Source organism: Saccharopolyspora hattusasensis (assembly GCF_050972075.1).
GTDB classification, from domain to species: domain Bacteria; phylum Actinomycetota; class Actinomycetes; order Mycobacteriales; family Pseudonocardiaceae; genus Saccharopolyspora; species Saccharopolyspora hattusasensis.
This window is the reverse complement of the sequence record NZ_JBPCDC010000001.1, coordinates 8,365,793-8,389,530: the sequence shown is the minus strand read 5'-3', so window position 1 is coordinate 8,389,530 and position 23,738 is coordinate 8,365,793. Positions and strand designations below refer to the sequence as shown.

Here is a 23,738-nt window from a genome sequence, read left to right as displayed (position 1 = left end):
ACTGGCTCAAGGAATGCGGTGGAGGTCCGTGCGGGGACAATGCGTAGTTCCGCTCATCCACCGATTTCCGGCTGCGGCTCGCCGGACCGCTCTCGCAACACCTCCTGCAGCACGTCCGGCCGATCGGTGACCAGCCCGTCCACGCCGAGATCCAGCAATTCCCGCATCTCCGCGGCGTCGTCGACGGTCCACACGTGGACCTCGATCCCCCAGCGATGAGCCTGGCGCACGAAGCGGGAGTCGATCAAGTGCAGCGGCCCGAATTCTCGCGGAACCTGGGCCGCGCCACCGGCGACCGACGACCGCAGCGGCCAGCCGCCCCACCGCGAGCCCAGCCACAGAAACCCGGCCGACCGGCGCCCCGTCGAGGTCATCAGCCGCGGCCCGACGGCCCGGCGCAGCTCGGCCAACCGGTGCTCGGCGAACGACGCCAGGCACACCCGGTCCCAGGCGTTGTGCGCGCGCAGCGTCCGCAGCACGGGTCCTATCGCCGAGTCCGCCTTGATGTCGATGTTGAAGAACGTCTCCGGCAGCTCCTCCAGCGCGGCGTCCAGGCTGCACACGGGTTCCCGACCGCCGATCAACGCCGATCCGACCACGGACCAGGGCAACCGCTCGATGGCGCCACGACCGTCCGTGGTGCGGTCCAGCGTCGCGTCGTGGTTCACCACCACGACCCCGTCGGCGGTCGCGTGGACATCGGTCTCGATGTAGCGGTACCCCTCGTCAGCGGCGCGGCGGAACGCGGCCAGCGAGTTCTCCAGATCGTGCAGTTCCCCCAGGTGCCAACCGCGGTGGGCGAACGCGCGGGGCCGGGGGCCGAGCAGGAAAGGATGCGTCACGCGAGCAACTCTGCCTGATCGGCGTGCCTTCACCGCGCAGGCGGGGCCCTTGGCTAACGTGATCGATCGTGGAAACCTCCGTCCCACCGCCCCGCCGCCAACGCCAAACCCGGCACTGCGCCTGGTGCGGACGTCGCGTTCCGGAATCGGGCCGGCAGGGACGTCCCCGCCTGTACTGCGCGCAGTCCTGCCGCCAACGCGCCTACGAACGCCGCACCGCGGTCCAGCGCGGCGGCCTCCCAGAGGACGCGGTGGTGCTCTCAGCGGCCGAACTGGCAGACCTGCAGGACCGGCTGTTCCAGCTGCGTTGCGCGGCCGAGGACGTGATCACCGCGGTCGAGGACGCCGCCGACCAGGCCGAACTGCGCAAGCTCGCCACCCAGGTCGTCGCCGTGGCCGAGGAGCTCGAACGGCTGCGGTGAGGACGAACGGAGCATTGTGCCCACCGGTCTGGGTGACCAGGATGGGTTGGTCCCCAGCCGTGGCAAGGAATCGACGGTGCCCGCACGTCCCGTAGTCCGCGGCCTGCGCCGCGCCGACCTGATCAGCCAGGACCCGATAGCTTCCGCAGTCTTCTACCGGGCCCTGCTCGACTGGACCCCGGCACCGACCGGCGCCGGCTTCGACTGCTGGGTGGGCAACCGGCGCTGCGCCGCGATGCGCACTCCCCGCGGCGGCGAACGACCCGGCTGGCGGCCGATGTTCGCCGGAATGACCCAAGACGGCTCGCTGACCGGTCCTGATGACGCGGTCGCGCTGGTCGTCAAGGGGCGGGCCCAGCACGGCCCCTGGGCGCCGAGCCCGCGCCCCGGCGAGCCCTGCTGGGTCGAGCTGAGCACGCAAGCGCTGGAACGCGCTGACACGTTCTGGGCCGACATCCTGGGCTGGTCGGTGCTCGCCGACCAGTACCTCGTCGGCGAGCGACCGCTGGCATCCCGCACGACGCGCCGACCGGCCGGCTGGGGTTGGCTGTGCTACTTCGCGGTCAAGGATGTCGAAGCGATCAGCTCCCGCGCGCCGAAGCTGGGCGGCAAGACCATCGACCGCAGCGATCACCCCGTACTGGGCACCACAGCCGTGGTAGCAGACCCGACCGGTGCGGCAATCGGCCTGGCAGCCGCCGACACGTGGGGCTGAAGAAGGTTTCGCTCCGCAGACCCACCACGGCTGGGGTTATCGCTCCGGGGGTCGTTCCCGATAACCACGGCTGGGGTTTATCGCTCCGGGGGTCGTTCCCGATCAGGGCACTAACCGCCGGAGAGCTCGCCGAGCACCTGCAACGTCCGGTTCGCGCGCACCGACAACCGCTGTTCGCGCGCGGTCACGTCGATGTAGGTCTGGCTCGAATTCATCGAGGAGTGCCCGAGCAGCTTGGCGATCTCGGCGGCACTCGCCCCGTCCTCAGCAAGCCGCGTCGCGAATGTGTGCCGCAAGGCGTGCACCATCGCACCCGGCTGCACCCGATCCGAAACGCCCGCAGCCCGCAAAGACTGCCGCACGAGGTACTGCAGGCCGCCCCGCCGCAGCGCATCGCCGTGGTGATCGACGAACAACGGCTCGCCACCGGGCAGCCGCTCACCGAACCGCGCCCGCCTTGACTGCAGGTAGCTCTGGATCAACGCGTCCAGGGTGTCCTCGATCGGGATGGACCGGTTCTTGCCGCCCTTGCCGTGCACGTGCAGCCGCCGATCCCCAGGCCGCCCCGCCAACGACGCGATGGTGAGCTCCAACAGCTCGGCCGACCGCACCCCGGTGCACAACAACGTGGCGAGCACGGCCAGGTCGCGCTCCGGCCACGGATTCCGCGTACGACGCGCCCCGGCGGCCACCGTGCGCAGCAGCCGCTCGGGCGTGTCCTCGCCCTGCAACGGCTTCGGCGTCGAGGGGGCATTGCGCGGCTTCGGCACCACCTGCATCGGGTTGCCGGACACCGCGCCCTCGACCACGAGGAACCCGAAGAAACCGTTCCAGGTCGACCAGGCGCGGGTCACCGACGAAGCCGACCGCGAAACGGCGAACCGCGCGAACGCCGACCGCAGCACCGAAGCCGTGACCTGGTCCACGGCCAACCGGTCGGCGCCGGTGCCGGTGAGCTCGACCAGCTCACCGGCCACCGACTCCAGGTCGCGGCGATAAGCGCGCAGCGAGTTCGCCGCGAGCTTCCTGGCCTGCAGGTGCTCCAGGTAGACCTCGATCAAGCGCGCCACGTCCACGCCACACCTCCCCGGTGATCATGATCAACTCGGGTAGATGAAACCAGACGGCACCGACAATCAGCTGTTGCGGATGAACCGGTCGAGCACGCGGGTCCCGAACTTCAGCGACTCCACCGGCACCCGCTCGTCAACGCCGTGGAACAAGGCGGCGAAGTCGAGGTCCGCGGGCAGCTTCAACGGCGCGAAGCCGTAGCAGTTCATGCCCAGTCGGCTGAACGACTTCGCGTCAGTCCCACCGGACATCATGTAGGGCAGCGCCTTCGCACCGGGATCCTCGGCGAGCAGCGCAGCGGTCATCGCATCGACGATGCGCCCCTCGAACTTGGTCTCCACCGGAGGCAACCCGACCCACTCCCGCTCCACGTCCGGCCCGAGGAGCTCGGCCAGCTCACGGTCGAAGGCCTCCTCCCGACCGGGCAGGATCCGGCAGTCCACGGCGGCCTCGGCGACCGACGGGATCACGTTGTGCTTGTACCCGGCGGTGAGCATCGTCGGGTTCGCGGTGTCGCGCAGCGTGGCGCCAACAATCCGCGACAGGTTCCCGAGCTTGGCCACAGCGCCCTCGATGTCGTTCTCCGGGAAGTCCCAACCGGTGATCTCAGTCACGCCATCAAGGAACTCGCGTACCGAGTCGGTCAACACCAGGGGGAAGCGGTGGTTGCCAAGCTTGGCCACAGCCTCGGAGAGCTTGGTCACAGCGTTGTCGTCGTGCACCATCGAGCCGTGTCCGGCGCGAGCCCGCACCCGCAGCTTCAACCAGCGAATACCCTTCTCGGCGGACTGGATCAGATAGGCGCGCACGCCGTCCTTGAGCGTCACCGAGAAGCCGCCGACCTCGCTGATCGCCTCAGTGCAGCCCTCGAACAGCTCCGGCCGATGATCGACCAGCCACTGCGCCCCGTGGAAGCTGCCGGCCTCCTCGTCGGCCAAGAAAGCGAAGACGACATCCCGCGGCGGAGTGATGTCATCGCGCTTGAGCCGCCGCGCGACTGCGAGGCTCATGGCCAGCATGTCCTTCATGTCGACGGCGCCCCGACCCCACACATAGTCGTCCTGCACAGCCCCGGAGAAGGGATGAACGGACCACTCGGCAGGATCCGCGGGCACGACGTCGAGGTGCCCGTGCACCAGCAGCCCACCCCGCGTCTCGTCGGCCCCTGGCAACCGGGCGACGACATTGCCCCGCCCGGGATGATCCCCTGACTCGACGTAGGTGACGTCGTAGCCGACCTCGCTGAGCTTGGCGGCCACGAACTCGGCGGCGGCCCGCTCCCCCACGAGCGTCTCGGGGTCGCCCGTGTTGGTGGTGTCGATGCGGATCAGGTCGCTGGCCAAACCGACTACCTCGTCCTCGGCCCGCAGCAACCCAGCGTCGTGATCAGTGCCGGAGATACCCTTGTTATGTGCACTCACCAGGCATTTCTATCACCCGACCAGCAAAGAGGGGGGTGCCGTTCAAGCATGTTTGACCATGGGCTAATCTATCTACACAACACAGCGGGACGGCCCAAAAGGAAAGAGGGGCCGAACCGAAGATGTCCGAGTGGCGGAATGGCAGACGCGCTAGCTTGAGGTGCTAGTGCCCTACTAATGGGCGTGGGGGTTCAAGTCCCCCCTCGGACACAAAAATGTGGCATCCCTGCTACATCTGACGTGCCAGTGTTTGAAGGCACTCCAACACGCTGGATCAGCGTTTTCCCGGTCGCCCCGCTGCTTGCGGTGGGGGTGGTCGATGTGACCGGCCCAGTGATCAAGCCGGTAGTTCCCTCCACAACTCCCGAACGTCGGGACGGCCCGTCGGCCGTAGGGCACCCCGGGGTCACCAGCGCCCGTCGAACGCTTCCCCTCCCTTCCGTCCCAGTACCGCGCGAGCGTGGCCTGGTGCACGGATTGGCGGCTGTCGATGCCAGGGGCCGGGTCGCCGACCAAGCAGTCTTGAGGGCACTCGGCTGGACACCTGGAACACGACTGGCCATCCGCGAGACACACGGCCTCCTGACCATCCGCACCGATGCCCACGGCGTGTTCAGTATCACCAAGCAGGGGCATCTACGGCTTCCCGCATCGGTCCGGCACTGCTGCGGCCTGCTGCCCGGAGACCGGGTCCTGCTGGCCGCCGAACCCGCCCACGGTGTCCTCGTCGTGCACCCGCCCGCCGTACTGGACGACATGATCACCCGCTGCCGCGCCAGGCTGCTGGACGGTGATCCCGCATGACAACCCGCCAACCCCAGCCCGCGCACACGTCTCAAGCCGATCTGGAAGCCGCGCGCCTGCTCCTAGACCGCCTAGGTCTCTCGGCTGAAGACCTGCTCACCACACCCGAGAACCGGCCGCCTGTGCCCACGTTCGCCGACTACATCCCGATCGTCTCCGCGGCCGTCACCGACGGCACCCGCCGCGTCTACAGCTCCTACTGGAACCGCATCCAAAACCACTGGGGGCAACGCCGCCTCGACGAACCGACACCGTCAGAAATCAAGCAACTCGTCGAACACATCAAGAGCCACGTCATCGCCCGCCGCAACGCCCGCGGCGGACGCAGCGCCGGCGAACACCTCATCGCCGCACTCCGCTGCCTCTACCGACACGCCGAAGACGACGGACTCATCACCCCCACCGACAACCCCGCCAGCAAAGTCGCCAAACCCCGCCGCCTGCCCTCCACCCGCCGCGCCGTGGCCGACACCCGCCTGGCCGAGATCAACCACATCGCCGCCACCACCGGCAACGACCCCGCACTCGACACCCTCCTCCTCCGGCTCCACACCGAAACCGCCTGCCGCCGCGGCGGCGCACTCGCCCTCCGCCCCCAAGACCTCGACCCCACACAATGCCTGATCTTCCTCCGAGAAAAAGGCGAAAGCGTCCGCTGGCAACCCGTCTCGCCGACCTTGATGGCCCACCTACAGCAGCACGCCAAACAGCGAGGCGCCCCGCGCACTGGGCAGTTGCTGCGCTACACCAACGGCCGGCCAATCACCACCCGCCGCTACGACCACCTCTGGAACCGCATCGGCAGACACCTACCCTGGGTCGCCACCCAGCAGATCTCCACCCACTGGCTACGGCACACCACTCTCACCTGGGTCGAACGTAACTACGGCTACGCCGTCGCCCGCGCCTACGCCGGACACACCGACAGTGGCAGTGGCGACGCAGGCACCACCACCACCTACATCCGAGCCACCATCCAGGAAATCGCCACCGCACTCGCAGGACTCACCGATGAACCCCACCCACTCGCCTGAACCGACGACGGAACAGCAGAACATCACATGAATTTCAATTAAGACTGAAAATATCGATTACACCGAAGTATCGAGCCGGACGCTCCAACAAGCAGCGTCCGGCTCCACTTTGCCAACCTGGAGCAGTGCCCTACTTCCTACGCCGAGACGCGCCCGCATCATGACCACGACCCCTTGACCCCCAGCCAAGTCCTATGAGGACACTCACCAGCGAAAACCGAGAAACCGCTGGACAAACCGCGTAAGTTGACAGCGGTTCCACGCAGTTCCCACCTACTACGGTACATCCCTCGCTCCAGATTCGCTCCTGCTCCTGCTATCCAGCCCGGGCGAGGAAACGTCACACTGTACGACTGCCCAGGATCACGAGCCTCAGCTCCCGGACCCTCCAGCGCCAGTAGGAGTTCAATCCCGTGGACCGTCTTGAACCAAGACCCCAACCACTAATCATCGGCCAGCATCTGCCGGCGGCCCGTGGCCGACCAGCTGATACACACGCCCATGCTCCCCAGCACGCGGGAAGGTCGAGTCCCCACCTATCCTCGACCTCCCCACAGCTACCCCGTCCGCAGAGGACCGACGGCTGCCATGGGCCAGCTCACCGAACGGCACCCTGCCGCCACCCACTCAGCAAACCTGACCTGTGCTCCACAAACTGCCGTTCAAGCGCGGCAGCTAATATGGGACGCTCAGGCGATGCCCGGCGATGACGTCGATCGCTAGCAATGGAAACCCCAGCGCTAGCTGAGGCCCGGGATGCACCCGTTGGGCCTGCTGACCAGCGCCGCTTACGGCATTTGAACAGTGATCACGAATGGCAGCCCCGATAGGACCAGAGGGACAGTCCAGATCAGTGCAGCCCAAGCCTTTTCAGCCACGAAGTCCGCTTTGACGCTGTTTCCCGTTCCGACATACCGGAGGCCTGCACAGGAAAATAGAGCGCTTTCAGTGAACCGCTGTCGTCAGCGCCGAGCCAGAAACCACACGAGCCATACACCCAACGCGTTACTTCCTCGTGCTCGGCAGGACCCGCGTACAGCCCGTCGTCGGCAGCCAGCCTGACCGGAAACTTACTTTCATATTCCACTCCGACTGCGAGCTCTGGTTCGTAGTCGAGCCCAAGGCTTACCGCCACGGTTTGACCGCCGCGTGGGACACCATGAGGAAGCGACCCCCAGACCCATTCACGAGAATTGATTCTCGCTCCTATTCCTTCGATTTTGTGACTCGTCACGCCAATTTCGATGTCGAACTCGTCGACGAGCACCGGTGAAAGCCCTTCGGACGGTGGCGTGTAGTCGTCGGGCAGCCTGTTGTAGAGCTCGAACCAGCCCCTCGCTCCTGGGAGGGGAGTGAACGCCAACGACCAGACACATGGCTCTGGTTCGCCTGGAACCACGACTGGCCAAGGAGAATACTGGGGCGACGTCACTTTCCTCTCCTGAACAAGAAGTGGTAGATGAGCCTCTTCCGAGGATGCACTACCAGCTCATAGATTCCTCGCCTACCATTCCACGATCCTCTCACGAACCATGCTACCGTTCCCCTCGCCCCGCGTGGATCTCGAACAGCCTTCGCCTTAGTGATCATCTTGATGAGTTGCCGACTGTGCTGATAGGGCCTTCCATAACTTTTAAGAGCAGTGTTGGTGAATCGCAGCCTGCCGACTACACGGCGCGTGATGAAGGCTCTCGTCTGGACTTGGACGTACTGAGCAGCGGGCACGAGGGCTCTGCTCCACGCCCATGTTGCCGCAGGGCGGATCGCAGCCCGAAAAGCCCAGGAAACGACGGCTCTAGCGGCGATGCCTGCGAGAATGCCGAGGCACCAGGGACAGCGGCCGTCGAGGTCGGTGGCGTTGATGGGATTGGCACTGACGTAGTCGTAGTCGTTGGCGGAGCCGCCTTCGACGGGGTCGACCGAGAGGAACCGGCCGAGCGAGGGTGAGTAGGGGCGGGCTCCCATCTGGATGAGGGACAGGGCGCCGGCGTGTTCGTAGGGGCGTTGGTGTTGGCCGAGCCAACCGTAGTCGAGTTGGCCGGTTTGGTTGTCTGGAACGTTGTCCGGGTCGACGACACCCGCGGCCGTCAACGGTTCGCCGTAGGGGGTGTAGGTGCGGAGGTCGCCGAGCTGGACACCGGCGGCGTCGGTGGTCAGGGTGAGGTCGCCGCGGACCGTGGGGTGGTCGTAGCGCGAGGTGGCATTGCCTTGAGCGTCGAGCGTGGCCGTCCACAGCACCCCGCCCGGCAGCGAGATCGAGCGGGAGACAGCCCGCTTGTTGGCGTCCAGGACGAGGTCGGCGGTGTCGCCGCCGGCGGTGTAGCTGTAGAGCACCGCAGCCGGGGTGTCGCCCTGGGTGGTGTCGCGACGGACGATGCGGTCGGCGGCGTCGCGGCCATAGGTTACCGCTGCGACGTCGGCGGGGTTGGTGCTGGTGGTGCTGGCGGTGAGGTTGCGGTCGGCGCTGTCCCAGCCGAGCCGGGTGGTGACCGCGCCCTGGGTGTATTGGGTGGTGTTGCCGTGGTCGTCGTAGGTGATGCCGGCGACCGGGTTGGTGCCGGTGGTGGCGAGGATGCGGTCGGCGGCGTCGTAGCAGTAGCCGGTCTCGGTCGTGCCGCTGGTGGCGGCGTCGATCAGGCGCAGCCGGTTGGTGTTGGTTCCAGCGGTGGCTTGGGTGCCGGTGGGGCAGCCGCTGGGTGCGGTGGTGAAGTCGTAGGTGTAATAGTGGCCGGTCACCCACGCCTCGGTGAGCCGACCGGCGGCGTCATAGACGTAGTTCGGGCCTGCGGGTCGGGCATCGACACCGGCGAGGGTCTCGTCGGTGATGGTGCCCGCCCGGCTGCGGGTCACCGTGGACACGACCTGGGTGGCGTCGGGCTTGCGCCAGGTCAGTGAGGTAATGCGTCCGGCCTGGTCTTTGCCGATCGTGGTCAGGGAGGTGCCGCTGCCGTAGTTGACCAAGGACAGCTCGCCGGCGGCGTCGTAGCCGGGCATCGCGAGCACCGTGGTGGTGGGGACTCCGTTGACCGTGGCCAGGAGTTTGACTTCCAGGACGCGGCCCGCGTCGTCGTAGCGGTACTCCGTGGTCTGGGGTGAGTCGGCGATGTTCGGAGGGGTGACGATTTCGCTGGTGACGCGGCCTGCTTGGTCGTACCTGGTTTCGGTGCGGGTGCCGTGCACATCGGTGTACAGCGTGGTGCGGCCCAGCAGGTCCACTCGGGTGGTGATGGTTCCCGCAGAGTCGGTCACCGACGTGGTTTGCGGGTCGCCGCCAACGGCGTAGTTGGTAGTGCCGGTGCGTGCCGGGGCGGTGGGATTGGCCGGATAGGTCTTCTCGATGACCCGGTCGCGGGCGTCGTAGCGGGTGCAGATCCAGGCGCCGTTGACCGCTTCGGCCACGACACGACCGGAGGCGTCGTACACCTGCTCCTCCACCCGCGCCGGGCCGGTAGCGGGTGCTGGCGCGGTGGTCAGCTTCGCCAGCCCGCCCTGGTTGGCGGGATCAACCGCCTGGGTGCAGGGGTCGTCGCGGGTTTCGGCGTCGCCGTAGTAGGTGTTGGTGCCCTGCGCGCCGGACGGCATGGTATTCCCGGTCTGCCGCAGATAACCGACACCGGGCGTTTCGAAAGCGCTGGAGTTGGTCAGCGCCAGTCCCCCGGGGTCGGCGACGGTGGCGGTGGCCAGCCCGTAGATCCAGTCCAGGCCGTTGTCGTTGTAGCGGGTGGTGGTGACCTTGTTGGGCACCCCGTTGGACTCGTCCTCGGTGGTCGAGGTCGTCAGCCCGTAGCGGGGCCGCAACTGGGTGCCGGGCACGACCTCCTGGAGGCCGGACGGAGTGGTCCAGTGCAGCTCCAGTTGCGCGGTGAGGTCGTACTCGTAGTACTCGATACGTATCCGCTTGATCGCACCCGCACTGGGGCTGGACACCGTGGCCTGCCGCCAGGCTGGTGTGGTGTTGCGCCAGTCGTCGATGACGATCTGGTCGTCCACCCACAGGCGCACCCCATCGTCGGCCAGCACCCGCAGGGTGTATGTCCCGGCCTGTGGGAAGACGATCTCGCCGGTGGCGCGCAGTGAGAAGTGGTCGGCCGGGAATCCAGGTACCGGGGCGTCATAACCGAGGTTGCGGGCGAAACTGCCGTCGACGGTGCCGATTCCGGTGACGTAGACCTTGGGCGCTCCCGCGAGTTCGCGGTTGTCGTAGAGAGACACCGCGAGGCTGTTGATACCGCCGTCGTATTCGGTGCGGTTGTGATCCACAGTAGACGAACAGGCGGTGGTTGGTACCAGGCCGTTGAAGCAGGACTCGGGTGCGGGTCCGTAGGTGTCGGTGGGCCGGTCGGCGTGGTCGTAGATGGTGGTGGTCTTGCGGCCCGCCGCATCGATCGCGGCGACGACCTGGTCCTTGACGTTCCACTCCTGGCGGCTGGTTTTGCCGGTGGCGTCGGTGTCGGTGAGCTGCCGGTACCCGGCGTCGAAGGTGACCTTCCGCGCGAAGCCCGACGCAGGCGCCAGGCCGGCGACGTCGACTTGGGTTTCACCGGTGTTGATGTAGCGGTAGGTGTGCGCGGGGCGGGCCTGGCCGGATGCGGGCGCGGGTTGGGTCACCGACGTGGCTTTCGGTTTGCCCGTGGTGGTGTCGTAGTTGATGGCGGTGAAGACCTCGGTGCTCGACTCGCGCGTCGCGGGGTCCACGGCGATCCAGTCGTTGGCCAGCGGATCACGGATCACGTCGATCTTGCCGGCTGCGGGGCTGTAGCCGAAGTCGGTGAGTTCGCTGCCCGGGTCCTCGATCCGGGAGAGCCTCCCGGCCACGTACCACAGGCGGGTTTCGGTGCCGTCCCAGTAGGTGATGCGGCACAGCATCTGCGCCGGCGGCAACGCGTCCCCGCCAGGCGGCACCGGTGTGCCGCCGTAGCAGTCGTCGCCGGGCCGGTTGTAGTGCAGCACGTGGGAGCGACCGGAGACCGGGTCCTTGATCTCCCGCAGGCGCACCGGGCTGCCGTCGTAGATGTTCTGCAGCGCAGCGGGTTTGCGGGAGTCCGCAACGGAGTTCTGCGACTCCAGCTTCCCGTCGGCGCGGAAGACGAACACCTCACCGCCATCGGTCAGCGTCACGCGCCCAGCCGTGTCGAGCGCGAGCACGCCGTCTTCGCCGGTGGGTGGGGTGTAGCCGCCGGTGGCGGCCTTGGTCCAGGTGTGCTTCGCACCCGTGGCGTCGGTGAGCACCACGGTCTGGTCGGCCACCTGCGCCGAGACGTAGCTGCCGCCGTTGCCGTCCAGATCCGCCGAGAGCGTCCAGCCTTCCGACAGCGCGGGCAGGTCCTCGGTGTAGAGCCAGTCCGAGCGCACGATCTGCGACGGCACCGTCACGTCATCGGCGGTCTTGACGAACAACCGCAGCCGCGCCGAACCCGTCTTCTCCGCCAGCTCCACCTTGATCGGCACGCGCTGCCCCGCGGTCAACGACACACCGGTGGCCTGGGTCCAGTTCACATCGCTGGGCCCTTCGCCCAGGTAGACCTGGGTTCCGTTGATCCAGACCGTGGTCTTGTCGTCGTGCACCCCCGCGAACAAATAGCTGCCGGTGGCCGGGACCTGGAAGAAACCGTTCCACTGCACGATGAAGTCATCCGCCGGTAACGCCGGCGTGAACGGCGAAGTCGTGCCCCAGTCGACGTTGACCTGCGGCTCGGTGCGCACCAGCGTCGGCTGCACACCATCATCGATCACCGTGTTGCGGTTGAGGTCCTTGAAATACGACGCACGTAGCCCCTTGGGGTCGGTCTGCTGCGAGTTGTAGGAGAACGACACACCCGCAGTGCCACCGACCGTGGTAAACGTCGGCGAGGACACCTGTGTGGAAACGTTGCCGTTGGCCAGGTTCACCTCGACTGGGCCGACATCATCGGTCGGGGACGGGCCGTGGTCACCGATGCGCAGATCGACCTTGACATGCCCCACCCACGGCGAGGTCGTGCTGGTCAGGTTCGCCACCGTGGTGACCTGCCAGGTGTAGGCCACACCGTCCTGCAACACCCCGGGCGGAATTGTCCACTGTGGCGTGTCCAGGCACCCGGATTCCACCACCACGCCGGTCTTGGCGTCCGGGCCGGTGGCGACGCGGAAGCAGTACTTGACCGCCTCCCCATCAGCATCCGACACCGCCCCCACCTGCAGCGTCGGCGTCGTGGTCGTCACCGTCGCGTTGTCCGCAGGTGCCACCAGCGGCGCAGCCGGGGGCGCCGATCCCACGTCAACGAGCAGCGTGGCGTCGAGGTGCTTGTAGGTCCACACCCCGGCCTGCTCGTGCCCGATGAGCATGAACCACGCAGTCGGATCACCCCGCTCCACCAGGTAGCGGATGAACCCGGTCAACCCGTCACCGGAGAACTGACCGGTGTCCCCGACGTAGGTGCTGGCGACGTAGCCGCCCACACCGTTGAAGTGGAAACCGGAGGCGTGGTAGAGGTCGGTGTTCCACGACTTCACCGAGCCCGTGTAACCCGGCACCTTCCACACGTCCAGGCGCGAACCGACCACCGTCTTGCCGAACAGCGGCGAGTAGTCCACTTTGAACACGCTGCGGTTGTAAGTGTCACCAGCCGCCTGGCTGTTGCCCACCCGCAGCCCGCAGTTCGCGCACTCGTACCCATCGGAGCGGTACGCACGCGAGTCGATCACACCGAACGACATCGTCGGGTCCACGAACACCGGGTACTGCCGCTGCGGCGCCCGCAACCACTGCTCATCCACCGAGACCGTGAGGAACCACTGCGGCCCGTCCTGGGCCAGCTCGTAGCGGCCACCGATCATCGCGGGCGCCTTCTCGCCGCCGCCGGAGGAATCCCATGCCTCGATCGGCGGCAGGACCACCTTCACCACACCACCGGCATCCTTGAGCACCACACCACCGGTGGCATCCAACTCAGGCGTGAGACCCTCGGTGTTCAAACGGAAACGCCACGACGACCTGCCCTGACGCTTCAGGACGATGGTCTCCTTCACCGCTCCTGGTGTGACTTCGTAGGTCAGGTCCGTATCCGGCTGAACCTCGGTGAACGTCGCTTTGTCCCGATCAAGGCGCACCGGGCGGTCCGCGGACTCCTCCAACGCCAGAGACGCCTTCTTGCCCTCGACCTCCACCGCGACCACGGCCGGATCGTTGGCCTTGCCCGCCACCGACGGGTGCAGCACATGCCGCGGCGCCTGCGCCCGCGCCGAGCGCTGATCGGGCACCAGCGTGGTGTCCACCGGCTGCCACTGGCCCGCCGCGTCCTGGACGTTCAACGGCACCGTCGACTGCCGCACCGTCCGCGTCCCGTCCGGGTTCGCCCACTCCTCGACAAACATCGACCGCGACACCGGCTTCGACCGCACCGGATCGAACCGCGACCCCACATACCCGTCCCGAGCCGTCAACGGCGCGAAGTCAGCATCCGTCTGGCCAGGCGAGGTCCGCTCGGGCGTCGATTGACCGGGCAGCAGCGGATTCTCACGCGGGTCGCGCTGCGTGGGCTCGGCCGCCGACGCCACCGGAGGCGGCACCACAACCTCGACAACCGAGACAACGACGGCGAACACCAGAAGAACAGAAAGCCAACGAACCACGAAACCGTGATCACGAGAGCGCGCGTCATCACCACGACGGGCAGGGACCATGCCGAAACTCCTCGAAGAATCGGTGCAGGCCCCACAGCCCGCGCCAAGAAAGCTCTCAAATCTTCACCAGACGACCATCAGTACACCAATACGACAAAAGAGTGATAGCTGACAGCGACACTTCGGAAGCGATCAGTAACGGACACGGACACGCGTCTGGCTGTCGACAATGAAAAATATTGGGAGGGCGCGATTTTCGTGTAACGTCCGATGTGGTCGCACCGATAAATGCCGCGACAACCCGGTTTTCGGCGGCCCTGCGTCGCCGCTGACAAGCGCATACCTGGCCATCGCCGACCAGGAGCAGAAAGGGCCAGGCCGTGCGTTCGCTCCTTCGCAGGTCCCGCACATCCATGCCACCGTCACCGGAGCCACCGGAGGCGGCCGCGCCGTCGATCCTCGACGAGTACGTGACCAGCGCACCCTCACCGCAGAACGCCATCGACCTGTTCACCGGGGAGTGGTCATCGCAGCTTCCCCCGCCGTTGCAGGACATCCAAGCCGGACCCTTGCCCTTGTTCGATGACGCCCGGGTCACCTGGGCCATCGACAGCTTTGGTGGTGTGGCGGGCAGCCGGATCCTCGAACTCGGGCCGCTCGAAGGCGGACACACCTACCAACTCCACGCGGCCGGTGCCGAGATCATCGCGGTCGAAGCGCAAACCCGCGCCTACCTGAAATGCCTGATTGTCAAGGAACTGCTGGGCATGCCCCAAGCCCGGTTTCTGCTGGGTGACTTCACGCCCTACCTGCGCGACGCCGAGGAGCGCTTCGACCTCTGCTTCGCCAGCGGCGTGCTCTACCACATGCGCAACCCCGTCGAAACCATCGCACTCACCGCGAAAGTCGCCACCAAGCTCTTCCTGTGGACCCATGTCTATGACGAGGACGTCATCACCCGCAGCGAGCTGCTCGCACCACGCTTCCCCAGCCACCAACGGGCCACCCACCAGGGCTTCGACCACACTCTGCACCGCTTCAACTACGCAGAAGCCCTGCAACGCAACGGATTCTGCGGCGGCAGCGCGCCCTACAGCAACTGGCTCACTCGCGCCGACCTGCTCGCCGCCCTGGAACACTTCGGCTGGACGGTCACCAACATCGGCTTCGACACCCCCGACCATCCCCACGGCCCAGCCCTCGCTCTCACCGCTACCCGGATTGATACTGAGGCATAGCGGTTCTCTGGTTGCCGAGTCCTGAAAACCGTGCTGTTTGTTTTTTCTGGTTCTGACCTGCCGAGGTGGCAATGACGACGAATCGTCACTCGAGAATCGCACTTTTCGCCATCGTCTTCGCGTTGTCGGCCAGTGGCCTGCCCCACGCCCAGGCGAGTCCAGCGGGACTCGCGGAGAAAGCCGCTCATCCAGCCGCGGTGCCCGACGCCAACGCTGTCACCCCGCGAGCGGAGACGGTCCCGCTGGCCGATGCAGGTCGGCCACCAGGAGCGCCGGCCGACCTGCGCGAAGCCGCGCCGCAGCGGCAGTTCTCGCTCGTCGGCCTGACCTGGCAAGGCGCGGAGCCTGACACGATCGAACTGCGCACCCAATCCGTTCGAGGCACCTGGAGTGCGTGGCAGACCCTGGACCAGCAGGACGGCGGTCCGGACCGCCGCCAGTCACCGAAGACGACCGAACCGCTGTGGACCGGGCCCGCCACCCGCGTCCAGGTCCGAGCCCAGCGCGCGGGCGCCCCCGCCACCGACGAACTGACCTTGGTCACCATCGATCCGGGCACCTCGACCAACGACGCCCAGATCAGCCAGTTCTCCGCCGCGGGCAGCGGCGTTTCCACCATGCCGACCGTCGTCACGCGGGCGCAGTGGGGCGCCGATGAATCATTGATGACCTGGGCCCCGGAATACGCGACCACGGTCAAGGCCGCCGCGCTGCACCACACCGCCGACAGCAACGACTACACCTGCGACCAATCCGCAGCGCTGGTGCGGGGCATCTACTACTACCACTCGGTGACCAACGGATGGGGCGACATCGGCTACAACGCGCTGGTCGACAAGTGCGGCACCATCTTCGAAGGCCGCACCGGCGGCCTGCACCTGCCGACCCTCGGCGCCCACACCGGCGGATTCAACCGCCACGTCTTCGGCATCTCGATGATCGGCGACCACGACGCGATTCCGCCCAGCACCGCGACGCTGGAATCCGCGTCGCAGATGATCGCGTGGAAACTCACCAACAGCTACGTCGATCCCCTCGGCAGCGTCACACTCGTCAGCGCCGGAGGCGGCACCTCGAAATACGCCACAGGAACGCCGGTCACGCTGCCCACCATCTTCGCCCACCGCGACGTGGGAAGCACCGTCTGTCCGGGCAACTTCGGTTACAACGCACTCGGTTCGGTCCGGGACCGCACCACGCAACTGGCCGGAGACTGGCGCTAACGGGCCGATCCACCAGAAATGGCAGACACTCGGCGGCGAGAACACGGCAGGCCCGGTCTACGCGGTGGAAACCAACTGGCCCGAGGACGGCCGAGCCACGGTGTTCGGCAGCGGATGGTCCACCATCGCCTGGCGCAGCGACCTCGGGGCGCACTGGGTCAAGGGTGACATCCACGGCACCTACAACCGGCTCGGCGGTCCGACTGCGGGCGTGTACCCGACCACCGACGAACTGGGCACGCCCGACGGCATTGGTCGCTACAACCACTTCACCCACAGCGCCTCGATCTACTGGACGCCGGACACCGGCGCCCACGCCGTACACGGAGCCATACGCAACGCCTGGGCCTCCAGCGGATGGGAAACCGGCCCCGCCGGCTACCCCACCACCGACGAACTCGCCACACCGGACGGAGTCGGCCGCTACAACCACTTCACCAAGAACGCCTCCATCTACTGGACACCCACCACCGGCGCCCACCTCGTCCACGGAGCCATCCGGGACCACTGGAGCACCCTCGGCTGGGAAACGTCCTGGCTGGGCTACCCTACCAGCGACGAATACCCGGTACCCGCCGGACGCCGAAGCGACTTCCAAGGCGGCTACATCGAATGGAACACCACCACCGGCATCACCACCGCATACCGCCAGTAATGCACCTCAACTGCCGCGTCGCAAGGATCTCAGCAGAAATTGCCTGGGCCAGACTGGGACTGTCGCTACGGCGCAGCGCCGGCCCCTTCGGTTTCGGAGTTGTTCTCCGGTAAAGCAGCGTGGGCCTGGTCGACTTGCTTCAGTGCGCATTGCGCCCGCTGCTGTGAATGCCGTACTCGATGGCCAACCGGCCGAACCGGAGACGGCCACGCGGATGGGATTCAGCGTCGGTGGCTTCGGCAATGGCTTGCAGGTCGGCGGCTTCCTGGGCGCCTGTTCGACCTGGCGCTGCACCAGTTCGCGCGCCGACCGCGACTACTACCTGCACCAGATCGGCGCCCCAACCCTGAAGCCGAGTCGAACCTGACCGGCCCTCAGCACCCCAGGCCGGTGGTGACCTGGTCGAGTCACAACCAGTTTCGGCGTTTGAAGATCGCGTACAGGCCGATGCAGACCGCGGCCATGAGAGCCAGCGCGAACGGATAGCCGCCGAGCCAGTGCAGTTCCGGCATGAAGTCGAAGTTCATCCCGTACACCGTGCCGATCAGCGTCGGTGCGAACAGGATCGCCGCCCACGCTGAGATCTTCTTGATCTCCTCGTTCTGCGCCAAGCTGGCCTCGGTCATCTTCTTCATTTCCTCGTTCTGGGCCTGGGTGACCAGCGTGGCGTTGACGGTGAGGATGTTGTCCAGCATCTGCCGGAACCCGTCGACGCGTTCGGCGACCGTGGTGGCGTGGTCGGTCACGTCCCGCAAATAGCGCTGGAGCTCCTCGTCGATGCCGTACTTCTCGAAGCCCGCCTCCAGGCTGCGCAGGATCGACAGCAGCGGGCGGGTGGCCCGCTGGAACTCGATGACCTCGCGGGAGAGTTCGTAGATGCGCCGCGACACATACGGGTCCGCGCCGAAGACCTCGGTTTCGATCTCGTCGATGTCGTTCTGCAGACCGGCGATCACCGGTGCGTAGCCGTCGACGACGTTGTCGAGGATCGCGTACAGCACCGCCTCCGGGCCGTGGCGCAACAGGTCGGGATCGGCTTCCATCCGGCGGCGCACCACGGACAGGTCCGGTGCTTGGCCGTGGCGGACGGTCAGCACGAAGTGCGGGCCGATGAACAGGTGCAGCTCGCCGAAGCTGACCTCCTCGACCTCGTCCAGGTACCGGGCGGCCCGCAACACGACGAACAGGGTGTCGCCGTAGCGCTCGATCTTGGGGCGCTGGTGGGCGACGATGGCGTCCTCGACCGCGAGCTTGTGCAGGTCGAACTCCTCGGCGGCGGCCAGCAGCTCTTTCTCGTCGGGCCGGTACAGCCCGATCCAGGCCATCGTGCCGTCCTCGCCCGGCAGCTGCCGGTAGGTCTCGGCCAGGCTGGACGGGGTCGCCACCCGGACCCCTTCGTGGTAGATCGCGGTGTCGATCAGCGGCCGATCCGCCAACGGCGTCTCCGCCTGCGACCGCGGATCCATCGACTGCTCCGGCGCTTCGCTGCGCTGTTCTTCGGGCAGCCGGGCCACCTTGGAACGACGCAACGAACGCGGACGCCACTCAGGCATGACAGGCCTCCGGACGAGGAACACGAAACACACGGACAGCCGCAACCAGACATAACGGCCAGCGGAAAGCGGCAACATCAGTACGGACGACTAGGAGGTTGGCTGCTCATCGCGGCCCCACCCCCTTCCCCCCGGCCTCGTAACGGAACCGACCCGAAGATACCCCCCGCCCAAGCCGCTGAACCACCCCTACGAGCCTGCCCCATTGAGCGCGCCGACGTGCTGCGACGGCCCCCAGCCAAGGCGGTCAGTGCGCTCGATTGGGCGTTCTTGTGCTTGGAGCGGGACGCGGCACCGATGCACCTCGGCGCGGTCGCAGTGTTCGCACCGCGGCGCCCAGTGCATCCGGGGCGAGTGGCGGGCGTGCTCGCAGAGCGAGCGGCGCGGATTCCGCGGTTGCGCCTGCGGGTCCGCAGCTCGTGGTTTCCTCCAGGTCACGCGCGTTGGGAAGAGCCTTCCGATTTCCGTGCCCGGGACCACGTCCACACCCACCAGCTGCCGTCACCGGGCGGTCGTGAAGAGCTCGCTGTGCTCGTCACGGAGCTCAACGCCCTACCGCTGGATCTGAGCCGGCCGCTGTGGGAACTGCATGTGATCACCGGTCTGGACGGTGACCGGTTCGCGGTTTTGGTGAAGCTGCACCACGCCCTGGCCGACGGTTGCGGAGCGGTCGAAGCCGGGCTCGGACTGCTGGACGGCTTCACCCCCGACTGGGCGCCGCGGCAGACCATGCCACCCGCGGATCCCGTGCTCAACGCTGCCTGGCGTGCGGTGGGAATGGTCTCGCGACCGCACCGGCTGCTCGGCGACGTGCTCTCCGCCGCTGGTGATCTCCCGGGGACCGTGTAGCAGACGGTCGGGATCGCCTCCGCCGTGGTGCGCAACATGCGACTACACGCGCCGGATTCCCCGCTGCACGCTCGTGCGTCAGCCTCCCGTCGCGTGGCCTTGGTCCCCGTCGAACGACGAGACGTGCGCCGGATCCGCACCCGCCACGGAGGCACGACCAATGACATCGCACTCACGGTGGTGACCGGAGCGCTCCGTCGGTGGCTGGACACTCGCAGGTACGCCCTCGACGGGCTCACCGTGCGGGCTCTGGTCCCGGTCAACCACCGATCACGAGAGAAGTCCCGACCCGACAACAACCAACTGTCTGGCTACCTGTGCGATCTAGCCGGACCCCGTGACGCTGCGGATGGTCCGGGCCGCGATGCACCGCAACAAGAGCGCCGGTCCGCTACACGGGTGCGTTCCCCGTGCTCGCTGGTCTGATGTCGTCCTTCACGCACCGAATCGCCGCCCCGCTGGCCGGTCACGCTGCCGGTCTGTTGTTCGACACCGTGGTCACCAATGCGCCGCTGCCCGACATTCGGTGTCGCTGGACGGTGCCTCGCTGCGTGAGCTCTATCCCCTGGCGCCGCTCGCCGCCGGTCATGCCCTGTCGGTCACCGTGACCCAGTACCGGGACCATCCACATCGGAGTCCAGGCCAACCGGCGCGCTGTGGCGATCTGGAAAAGCTCAGCGAAGCCCTACCCCACGCTGTCGCGGAACTCGACGACCTCGACTCCTGAAGATCACGCTGCGGGGTCCGCACGGCTGTTCGCACCGCTCTGGGGCTGGCAACCGATCGGTGCCGCGCTGCTGACGCAATGCCGTGAAGTGAAGGGTCGACGATGCGCAAGCCACCGCACAGCAACATCGTGGTGCAGCTTGAGCCGGTGCCGCCTCGCTGGGTGATGGGTTATACGGCCCTGGACGGCAAGTGGCGCGAGTGTGCGTCGATGCCGGCGACGCCCAGCGAGGACGAGCCCGCACGGCGCGCTGACCTCGACAAGGTCGTGCATTGGGTGGCTCGCGTGCTCGGTGTTGATCAGGTACGGCTGTTGCGGGTGGTCGATACCCGGCGAGCGACGTGGTGGATCGCAACATGAGAACCCGACGCAGAAGGAGTCATTCGTGCCTGTTGGTCAGGAAGTCATCGACGGCATCCCGCCCGTGGTGCACCAACGTCTGCACCGTGTCGGGGTCTACGTCGAACTCGGTGATGCCCACCTCTGCGGTGTCGATGGCGATCGTGCGGTTGCGGACCTCGGGAAGGTTGAGGTGGGTCTGGTCGTTTCCCACGAAGGCGGTGACGACCACCTTCTTGAGCAGTTCGAACGGTGGTGGCAGCGGTAGCCCGAGCGCGGGGAAGACCTGGCCGATCCCAGCGGGCAGGTCGGGCAGGATGCGGACCCCGAAGGTGGGCCAGCGCGGCTGCCGTCCGTCGGTGCGGTCGAAGATCTCGACGGCGAAGTTCGACAGCACCGCGCCGTCCACGATGACCGAGGCGTCTCCGGTGGCCGGGTCGGTGAGCCGCTGGGGCTCGAAGTACAGCGGGATGGACATCGACATCAGCACCGCATCGGCGACGGACTGCTCGTCGGGCTCGCGGTGGAACAGGTGGTAGTCCCACGGCAGCCGCAGCAACCGACCATGGGTGATGTCGGTGGCCAGCACCACGAGTTTGTAGCGCTGATCGCCATGCAGGTTGCCGTCGTCGCCGTCGGATTCGCGGCGAAGATCGCCGAACGTCGTCACCCCGAGCGCCTGCAGCTCGCGGCGCATCCAATCCCGGACGTAGTCACCTTCGTACGCACCATTCCGGGTAATCAGTGCAAGTCCCTCGCTGATCAACGGCAGACGTGGTGGCATCCGGTCAGGCATCCGGGACAGGTCGAGCCTGCCCATCGCGCCGCGGATCTGCCCGGCGTCGGCTCCCGCGGCTGTCAGCGCGGCCACCATTGCCCCGACCGAGGTACCGGCGATCCGCGGAAACGCGTAGCCACGCTCCAACAGCCCGAGGACGGCTCCCACCGTGCCGATCCCCTTGACCCCACCACCCTCAAGCACAAGATCCGCTTGCATCATCCGCGTCCTTTCCGTTGTCACCGCACCCGATCGAGGGGCGCGCAACGATGCTGCGACCGGGCAGCGGCTGCCGCCCACCGGCCGCCCGCCAACCACCTGATCGGCTACCAATACCGGTGATGAGCTCGGCGTGCACGCACTGCACGGATCGATGCGACGATGGGCATGGTGGACGGCGAACGAATCGCGCTGGTTCTGGCCGGCGGTGGCGCCCGTGGCGCGTACGAGGCGGGCGTGCTGTCCGTGCTCGTGCCCGAGCTCGACCGCCTCGGTCAGCGCCCCTCCCTGTTCGTAGGCACGAGCGTGGGTGCCATGAACGCTGCCTACCTCGCCGCCTCCCACGACCGCAGCGCCGAGGACGTCGCTGCAGGCATGCTGGAGCGCTGGCGCGATGTCGGCAAGGGACACGTCATGCGCCCGCTGCACCAACACATGCTCCTCGCCGCAACCCGCTACCTGGGCGAAACACTGTCCTTGCCGGGATTCCGGTTCTCCAGCCTGCTGGACCCGGCGCCGCTCGAACGGCGCCTGCAAGAGTGGATCGACCTCTCCGCGCTGCACCACAACGTCATGCAGCGCCGCGTCAACGCCGTGGCCGTCGTGGCGACCGCCGTCCGCAGTGGCCGCACCGTCGTGTTCGTCGAAAGCGCGGTCCAGCCGACGCTGCACCTCTCCCACGTCCTCGACTACGTACCCGCGACGATCGACCACGTGCACCTGCAAGCCTCCGCCGCACTGCCCGTCCTGTTCCCACCGGTCCGCATCGAATCCCCAGCCGAGGCGCACGGCTGGTACGTCGACGGCGGGACCCGCCTGAACACCCCCATCAAACCGGCACTGGACCTCGGAGCCGACCGCATCGTGGTCATCGGCACCGACGCGGTCACCCCACCATCGGACGAACCGGGCCGACACGAAGGCAGTCCCCCAGACCTCGCCGACGGAGCACTGCACGTCCTCGAAGGCGCCCTGGTCGACCCGCTGGCCGAAGACATCATCACCCTCGGCAACATCAACCTCTTCTACACCGATCCCGCAGCCGCACCCGCAACACAGCAATACCGCAAGGCCCGGGGCAAACCCCCATACCGCCGGGTCCCCTACATCTTCATCGCGCCGGACCGGCGCGGCGCGATCGGCGAACACGCCCTGGAGATCTTCCGCTCCAGCAGCCGCAAACTCAGCCTCCGCTCAGCCCGCCAACGGCTGTTCAGCCAGTTCCTCGGCGGCGACAGCCCCGCCCACGGCGAACTGCTCAGCTACCTGTTCTTCGACCCGCAATACCTCGACGAACTCATCGCCATGGGCCAACACGACGCACACCACTGGCTCACCCACACCACCGACAACGATCCCTGGCAAATCGGCCCCCTCCCCCAACTCACCGGGCCCCTCCCACGCTGATCACCCCGTCCGGCACGGAAGACAGCACGGTCTGCTTTTCGGTCAGCACCGCAACCAACGCGCCTCCGCTGGAGTCTCCGGTGTGGACTTCCACGGCGTGCACCACCACCGCCCGGAGATTCGCGTCCGGCATCTTCGACCTCAGGCCTTGACCAACGCATTGCGCACACGCTTCGAACGTGGCGGATGATCTCGCCGAGCCACGTGGTCTCGGGGCCCCAGTAGACGTCCTCGTCGGGCTCCCAGACGTCCTCACGACCACCGGCGAAACCGAAGGTCTTGAAGCCCATCGACTCCAGCGCGACGTGGCCGGCCAGGATCAGCAGGTCAGCAGGTCAGCCCACGAAATTGATCGTTATGCGGCGAGAGTGAGGTCGAGTCTGGCGAGGTGGCTGGTGCGTGTCCTGCCCGGTGGGGGTGCCGGTTCACCAGGCATCCAGGCGGATCAGGTTGATCACGATGGCAGCGATGACGTGGGCGAGGTGGGTCTTGGCCAGGCCGAGGTAGCGGCTTCGGCGGATGCCGGTGGCCGCGACCGCTTGGTGGATCGTGCCCTCAACCCCGGCACGGGTGGCGTACCGTTGTTTCCATTCGTCGGTGGTCTGCTCGGCGCGGGCGTGCTCGACCGTGTCGTGGATCTCGCGGGGCCGCAGCATTAACTGCCGGCCGCTGCGGGTGGAGCGTGTGCACTGTGGACGGACAGGACACGTTTGACACCTGTCGCCGGTGATCGTGCGGTGGTACTGCTTGATCCACACCGTCCGCAGGAGCCCCCAGCTACCGGTCCTGCGCGCCATGAAGGGACGGCATCGCGAAAGGCCTCGGGGCGGGCGGGGCTC

General features: G+C 67.0%; 21 protein-coding genes and 1 tRNA gene. 13 read left to right on the top strand and 9 right to left on the bottom strand.

The genetic code is table 11. The features are described from left to right. Nucleotides 1-53 precede the first annotated feature (53 nt). The gene (locus ACRXBZ_RS39700) at nucleotides 54-842 is read right to left on the bottom strand and encodes a glycerophosphodiester phosphodiesterase family protein (protein WP_168588588.1); all 789 of its coding nucleotides are present in this window, start codon (nucleotides 840-842) and stop codon (nucleotides 54-56) included. 68 nt (nucleotides 843-910) lie between these two features. Here ACRXBZ_RS39700 and ACRXBZ_RS39695 point away from each other — a divergent pair, with 68 nt between their 5' ends. Then, nucleotides 911-1,264: a hypothetical protein gene (locus ACRXBZ_RS39695; protein ID WP_433883458.1), complete on the top strand. Its 354-nt coding sequence runs from the start codon at nucleotides 911-913 to the stop codon at nucleotides 1,262-1,264. Between the two features lie 76 nt (nucleotides 1,265-1,340). Continuing rightward, a complete protein-coding gene (locus tag ACRXBZ_RS39690) occupies nucleotides 1,341-1,979 on the top strand; it encodes a VOC family protein (protein ID WP_433883457.1) in 639 nt (212 codons plus the stop codon). Between the two features lie 110 nt (nucleotides 1,980-2,089). Here ACRXBZ_RS39690 and ACRXBZ_RS39685 read toward each other — a convergent pair whose 3' ends face one another. Both ACRXBZ_RS39685 and ACRXBZ_RS39680 read right to left on the bottom strand, forming a co-directional pair. Continuing rightward, nucleotides 2,090-3,055, bottom strand: coding sequence for a tyrosine-type recombinase/integrase (locus ACRXBZ_RS39685; RefSeq protein WP_433883456.1), 966 nt, complete (start codon nucleotides 3,053-3,055; stop codon nucleotides 2,090-2,092). Nucleotides 3,056-3,115: 60 nt separating this feature from the next. Then, nucleotides 3,116-4,471: a M20/M25/M40 family metallo-hydrolase gene (locus ACRXBZ_RS39680; RefSeq protein WP_433883455.1), complete on the bottom strand. Its 1,356-nt coding sequence runs from the start codon at nucleotides 4,469-4,471 to the stop codon at nucleotides 3,116-3,118. A 124-nt stretch (nucleotides 4,472-4,595) separates the two neighbouring features. On the opposite strand from ACRXBZ_RS39680, the gene ACRXBZ_RS39675 reads away from it, so the two are divergent. The 3 genes from ACRXBZ_RS39675 (at nucleotide 4,596) to ACRXBZ_RS39665 (ending at nucleotide 6,309) form a co-directional block, all read left to right on the top strand. Further along, a tRNA-Leu gene (locus ACRXBZ_RS39675) sits at nucleotides 4,596-4,681 on the top strand. Nucleotides 4,682-4,939: 258 nt separating this feature from the next. Beyond that, complete coding sequence (locus ACRXBZ_RS39670; protein WP_433883454.1) at nucleotides 4,940-5,275, top strand: AbrB/MazE/SpoVT family DNA-binding domain-containing protein; 336 nt, start codon at nucleotides 4,940-4,942, stop codon at nucleotides 5,273-5,275. Then, on the top strand, nucleotides 5,272-6,309 hold the full coding sequence (locus tag ACRXBZ_RS39665) for a tyrosine-type recombinase/integrase (RefSeq protein ID WP_433883453.1): 1,038 nt from the start codon (nucleotides 5,272-5,274) through the stop codon (nucleotides 6,307-6,309). The genes ACRXBZ_RS39670 and ACRXBZ_RS39665 overlap by 4 nt, the downstream gene beginning before the upstream one ends. An 850-nt stretch (nucleotides 6,310-7,159) precedes the next feature. Here ACRXBZ_RS39665 and ACRXBZ_RS39660 read toward each other — a convergent pair. Both ACRXBZ_RS39660 and ACRXBZ_RS39655 read right to left on the bottom strand, forming a co-directional pair. After that, nucleotides 7,160-7,672 (bottom strand): hypothetical protein, encoded by a 513-nt coding sequence (locus ACRXBZ_RS39660; protein WP_433883452.1) that lies wholly within the window; start codon nucleotides 7,670-7,672, stop codon nucleotides 7,160-7,162. 65 nt (nucleotides 7,673-7,737) lie between these two features. Further along, nucleotides 7,738-13,971, bottom strand: coding sequence for a PA14 domain-containing protein (locus ACRXBZ_RS39655; RefSeq protein ID WP_433883451.1), 6,234 nt, complete (start codon nucleotides 13,969-13,971; stop codon nucleotides 7,738-7,740). 353 nt (nucleotides 13,972-14,324) lie between these two features. Between ACRXBZ_RS39655 and ACRXBZ_RS39650 the strand changes: the two genes are divergently transcribed. The 4 genes from ACRXBZ_RS39650 to ACRXBZ_RS39635 all read left to right on the top strand — a co-directional run bounded on the left by ACRXBZ_RS39650 (nucleotide 14,325) and on the right by ACRXBZ_RS39635 (nucleotide 17,394). Further along, entirely contained in the window at nucleotides 14,325-15,149 is an 825-nt protein-coding gene (locus ACRXBZ_RS39650) for a class I SAM-dependent methyltransferase (protein ID WP_433883450.1), read from the top strand. A 71-nt stretch (nucleotides 15,150-15,220) separates the two neighbouring features. After that, nucleotides 15,221-16,372, top strand: coding sequence for a peptidoglycan recognition protein family protein (locus ACRXBZ_RS39645; protein WP_433883449.1), 1,152 nt, complete (start codon nucleotides 15,221-15,223; stop codon nucleotides 16,370-16,372). A 64-nt stretch (nucleotides 16,373-16,436) separates the two neighbouring features. After that, complete coding sequence (locus ACRXBZ_RS39640) at nucleotides 16,437-17,027, top strand: LGFP repeat-containing protein (RefSeq protein WP_433883448.1); 591 nt, start codon at nucleotides 16,437-16,439, stop codon at nucleotides 17,025-17,027. Nucleotides 17,028-17,169: 142 nt separating this feature from the next. Beyond that, entirely contained in the window at nucleotides 17,170-17,394 is a 225-nt protein-coding gene (locus tag ACRXBZ_RS39635; protein WP_433883447.1) for a hypothetical protein, read from the top strand. A gap of 40 nt (nucleotides 17,395-17,434) precedes the next feature. Here the strand turns inward: ACRXBZ_RS39635 and corA are convergent, their stop codons facing one another. Next, a complete protein-coding gene (corA, locus tag ACRXBZ_RS39630; protein WP_433883446.1) occupies nucleotides 17,435-18,580 on the bottom strand; it encodes a magnesium/cobalt transporter CorA in 1,146 nt (381 codons plus the stop codon). A gap of 219 nt (nucleotides 18,581-18,799) precedes the next feature. Between corA and ACRXBZ_RS39625 the strand changes: the two genes are divergently transcribed. The 3 genes from ACRXBZ_RS39625 to ACRXBZ_RS39615 all read left to right on the top strand — a co-directional run bounded on the left by ACRXBZ_RS39625 (nucleotide 18,800) and on the right by ACRXBZ_RS39615 (nucleotide 20,516). Then, nucleotides 18,800-19,429 carry a wax ester/triacylglycerol synthase domain-containing protein gene (locus tag ACRXBZ_RS39625; RefSeq protein ID WP_433883445.1) on the top strand — a complete coding sequence of 210 codons (630 nt, stop codon included), beginning with the start codon at nucleotides 18,800-18,802 and terminating at the stop codon, nucleotides 19,427-19,429. A 526-nt stretch (nucleotides 19,430-19,955) separates the two neighbouring features. Next, nucleotides 19,956-20,156, top strand: coding sequence for a WS/DGAT domain-containing protein (locus ACRXBZ_RS39620; protein WP_433883444.1), 201 nt, complete (start codon nucleotides 19,956-19,958; stop codon nucleotides 20,154-20,156). A 102-nt stretch (nucleotides 20,157-20,258) separates the two neighbouring features. Beyond that, nucleotides 20,259-20,516, top strand: coding sequence for a hypothetical protein (locus ACRXBZ_RS39615; protein ID WP_433883443.1), 258 nt, complete (start codon nucleotides 20,259-20,261; stop codon nucleotides 20,514-20,516). 19 nt (nucleotides 20,517-20,535) lie between these two features. On the opposite strand, the gene ACRXBZ_RS39610 is transcribed toward ACRXBZ_RS39615, so the two are convergent. Continuing rightward, nucleotides 20,536-21,492 carry a patatin-like phospholipase family protein gene (locus ACRXBZ_RS39610; protein ID WP_433883442.1) on the bottom strand — a complete coding sequence of 319 codons (957 nt, stop codon included), beginning with the start codon at nucleotides 21,490-21,492 and terminating at the stop codon, nucleotides 20,536-20,538. A 162-nt stretch (nucleotides 21,493-21,654) separates the two neighbouring features. On the opposite strand from ACRXBZ_RS39610, the gene ACRXBZ_RS39605 reads away from it, so the two are divergent. Then, a complete protein-coding gene (locus ACRXBZ_RS39605; RefSeq protein ID WP_433883441.1) occupies nucleotides 21,655-22,899 on the top strand; it encodes a patatin-like phospholipase family protein in 1,245 nt (414 codons plus the stop codon). Here ACRXBZ_RS39605 and ACRXBZ_RS39600 read toward each other — a convergent pair. Further along, nucleotides 22,877-23,032 carry a hypothetical protein gene (locus ACRXBZ_RS39600; RefSeq protein WP_433883440.1) on the bottom strand — a complete coding sequence of 52 codons (156 nt, stop codon included), beginning with the start codon at nucleotides 23,030-23,032 and terminating at the stop codon, nucleotides 22,877-22,879. The genes ACRXBZ_RS39605 and ACRXBZ_RS39600 overlap by 23 nt on opposite strands. 292 nt (nucleotides 23,033-23,324) lie before the next feature. Continuing rightward, the gene (locus ACRXBZ_RS39595) at nucleotides 23,325-23,696 is read right to left on the bottom strand and encodes a transposase (RefSeq protein WP_433883439.1); all 372 of its coding nucleotides are present in this window, start codon (nucleotides 23,694-23,696) and stop codon (nucleotides 23,325-23,327) included. Nucleotides 23,697-23,738: the final 42 nt, after the last annotated feature.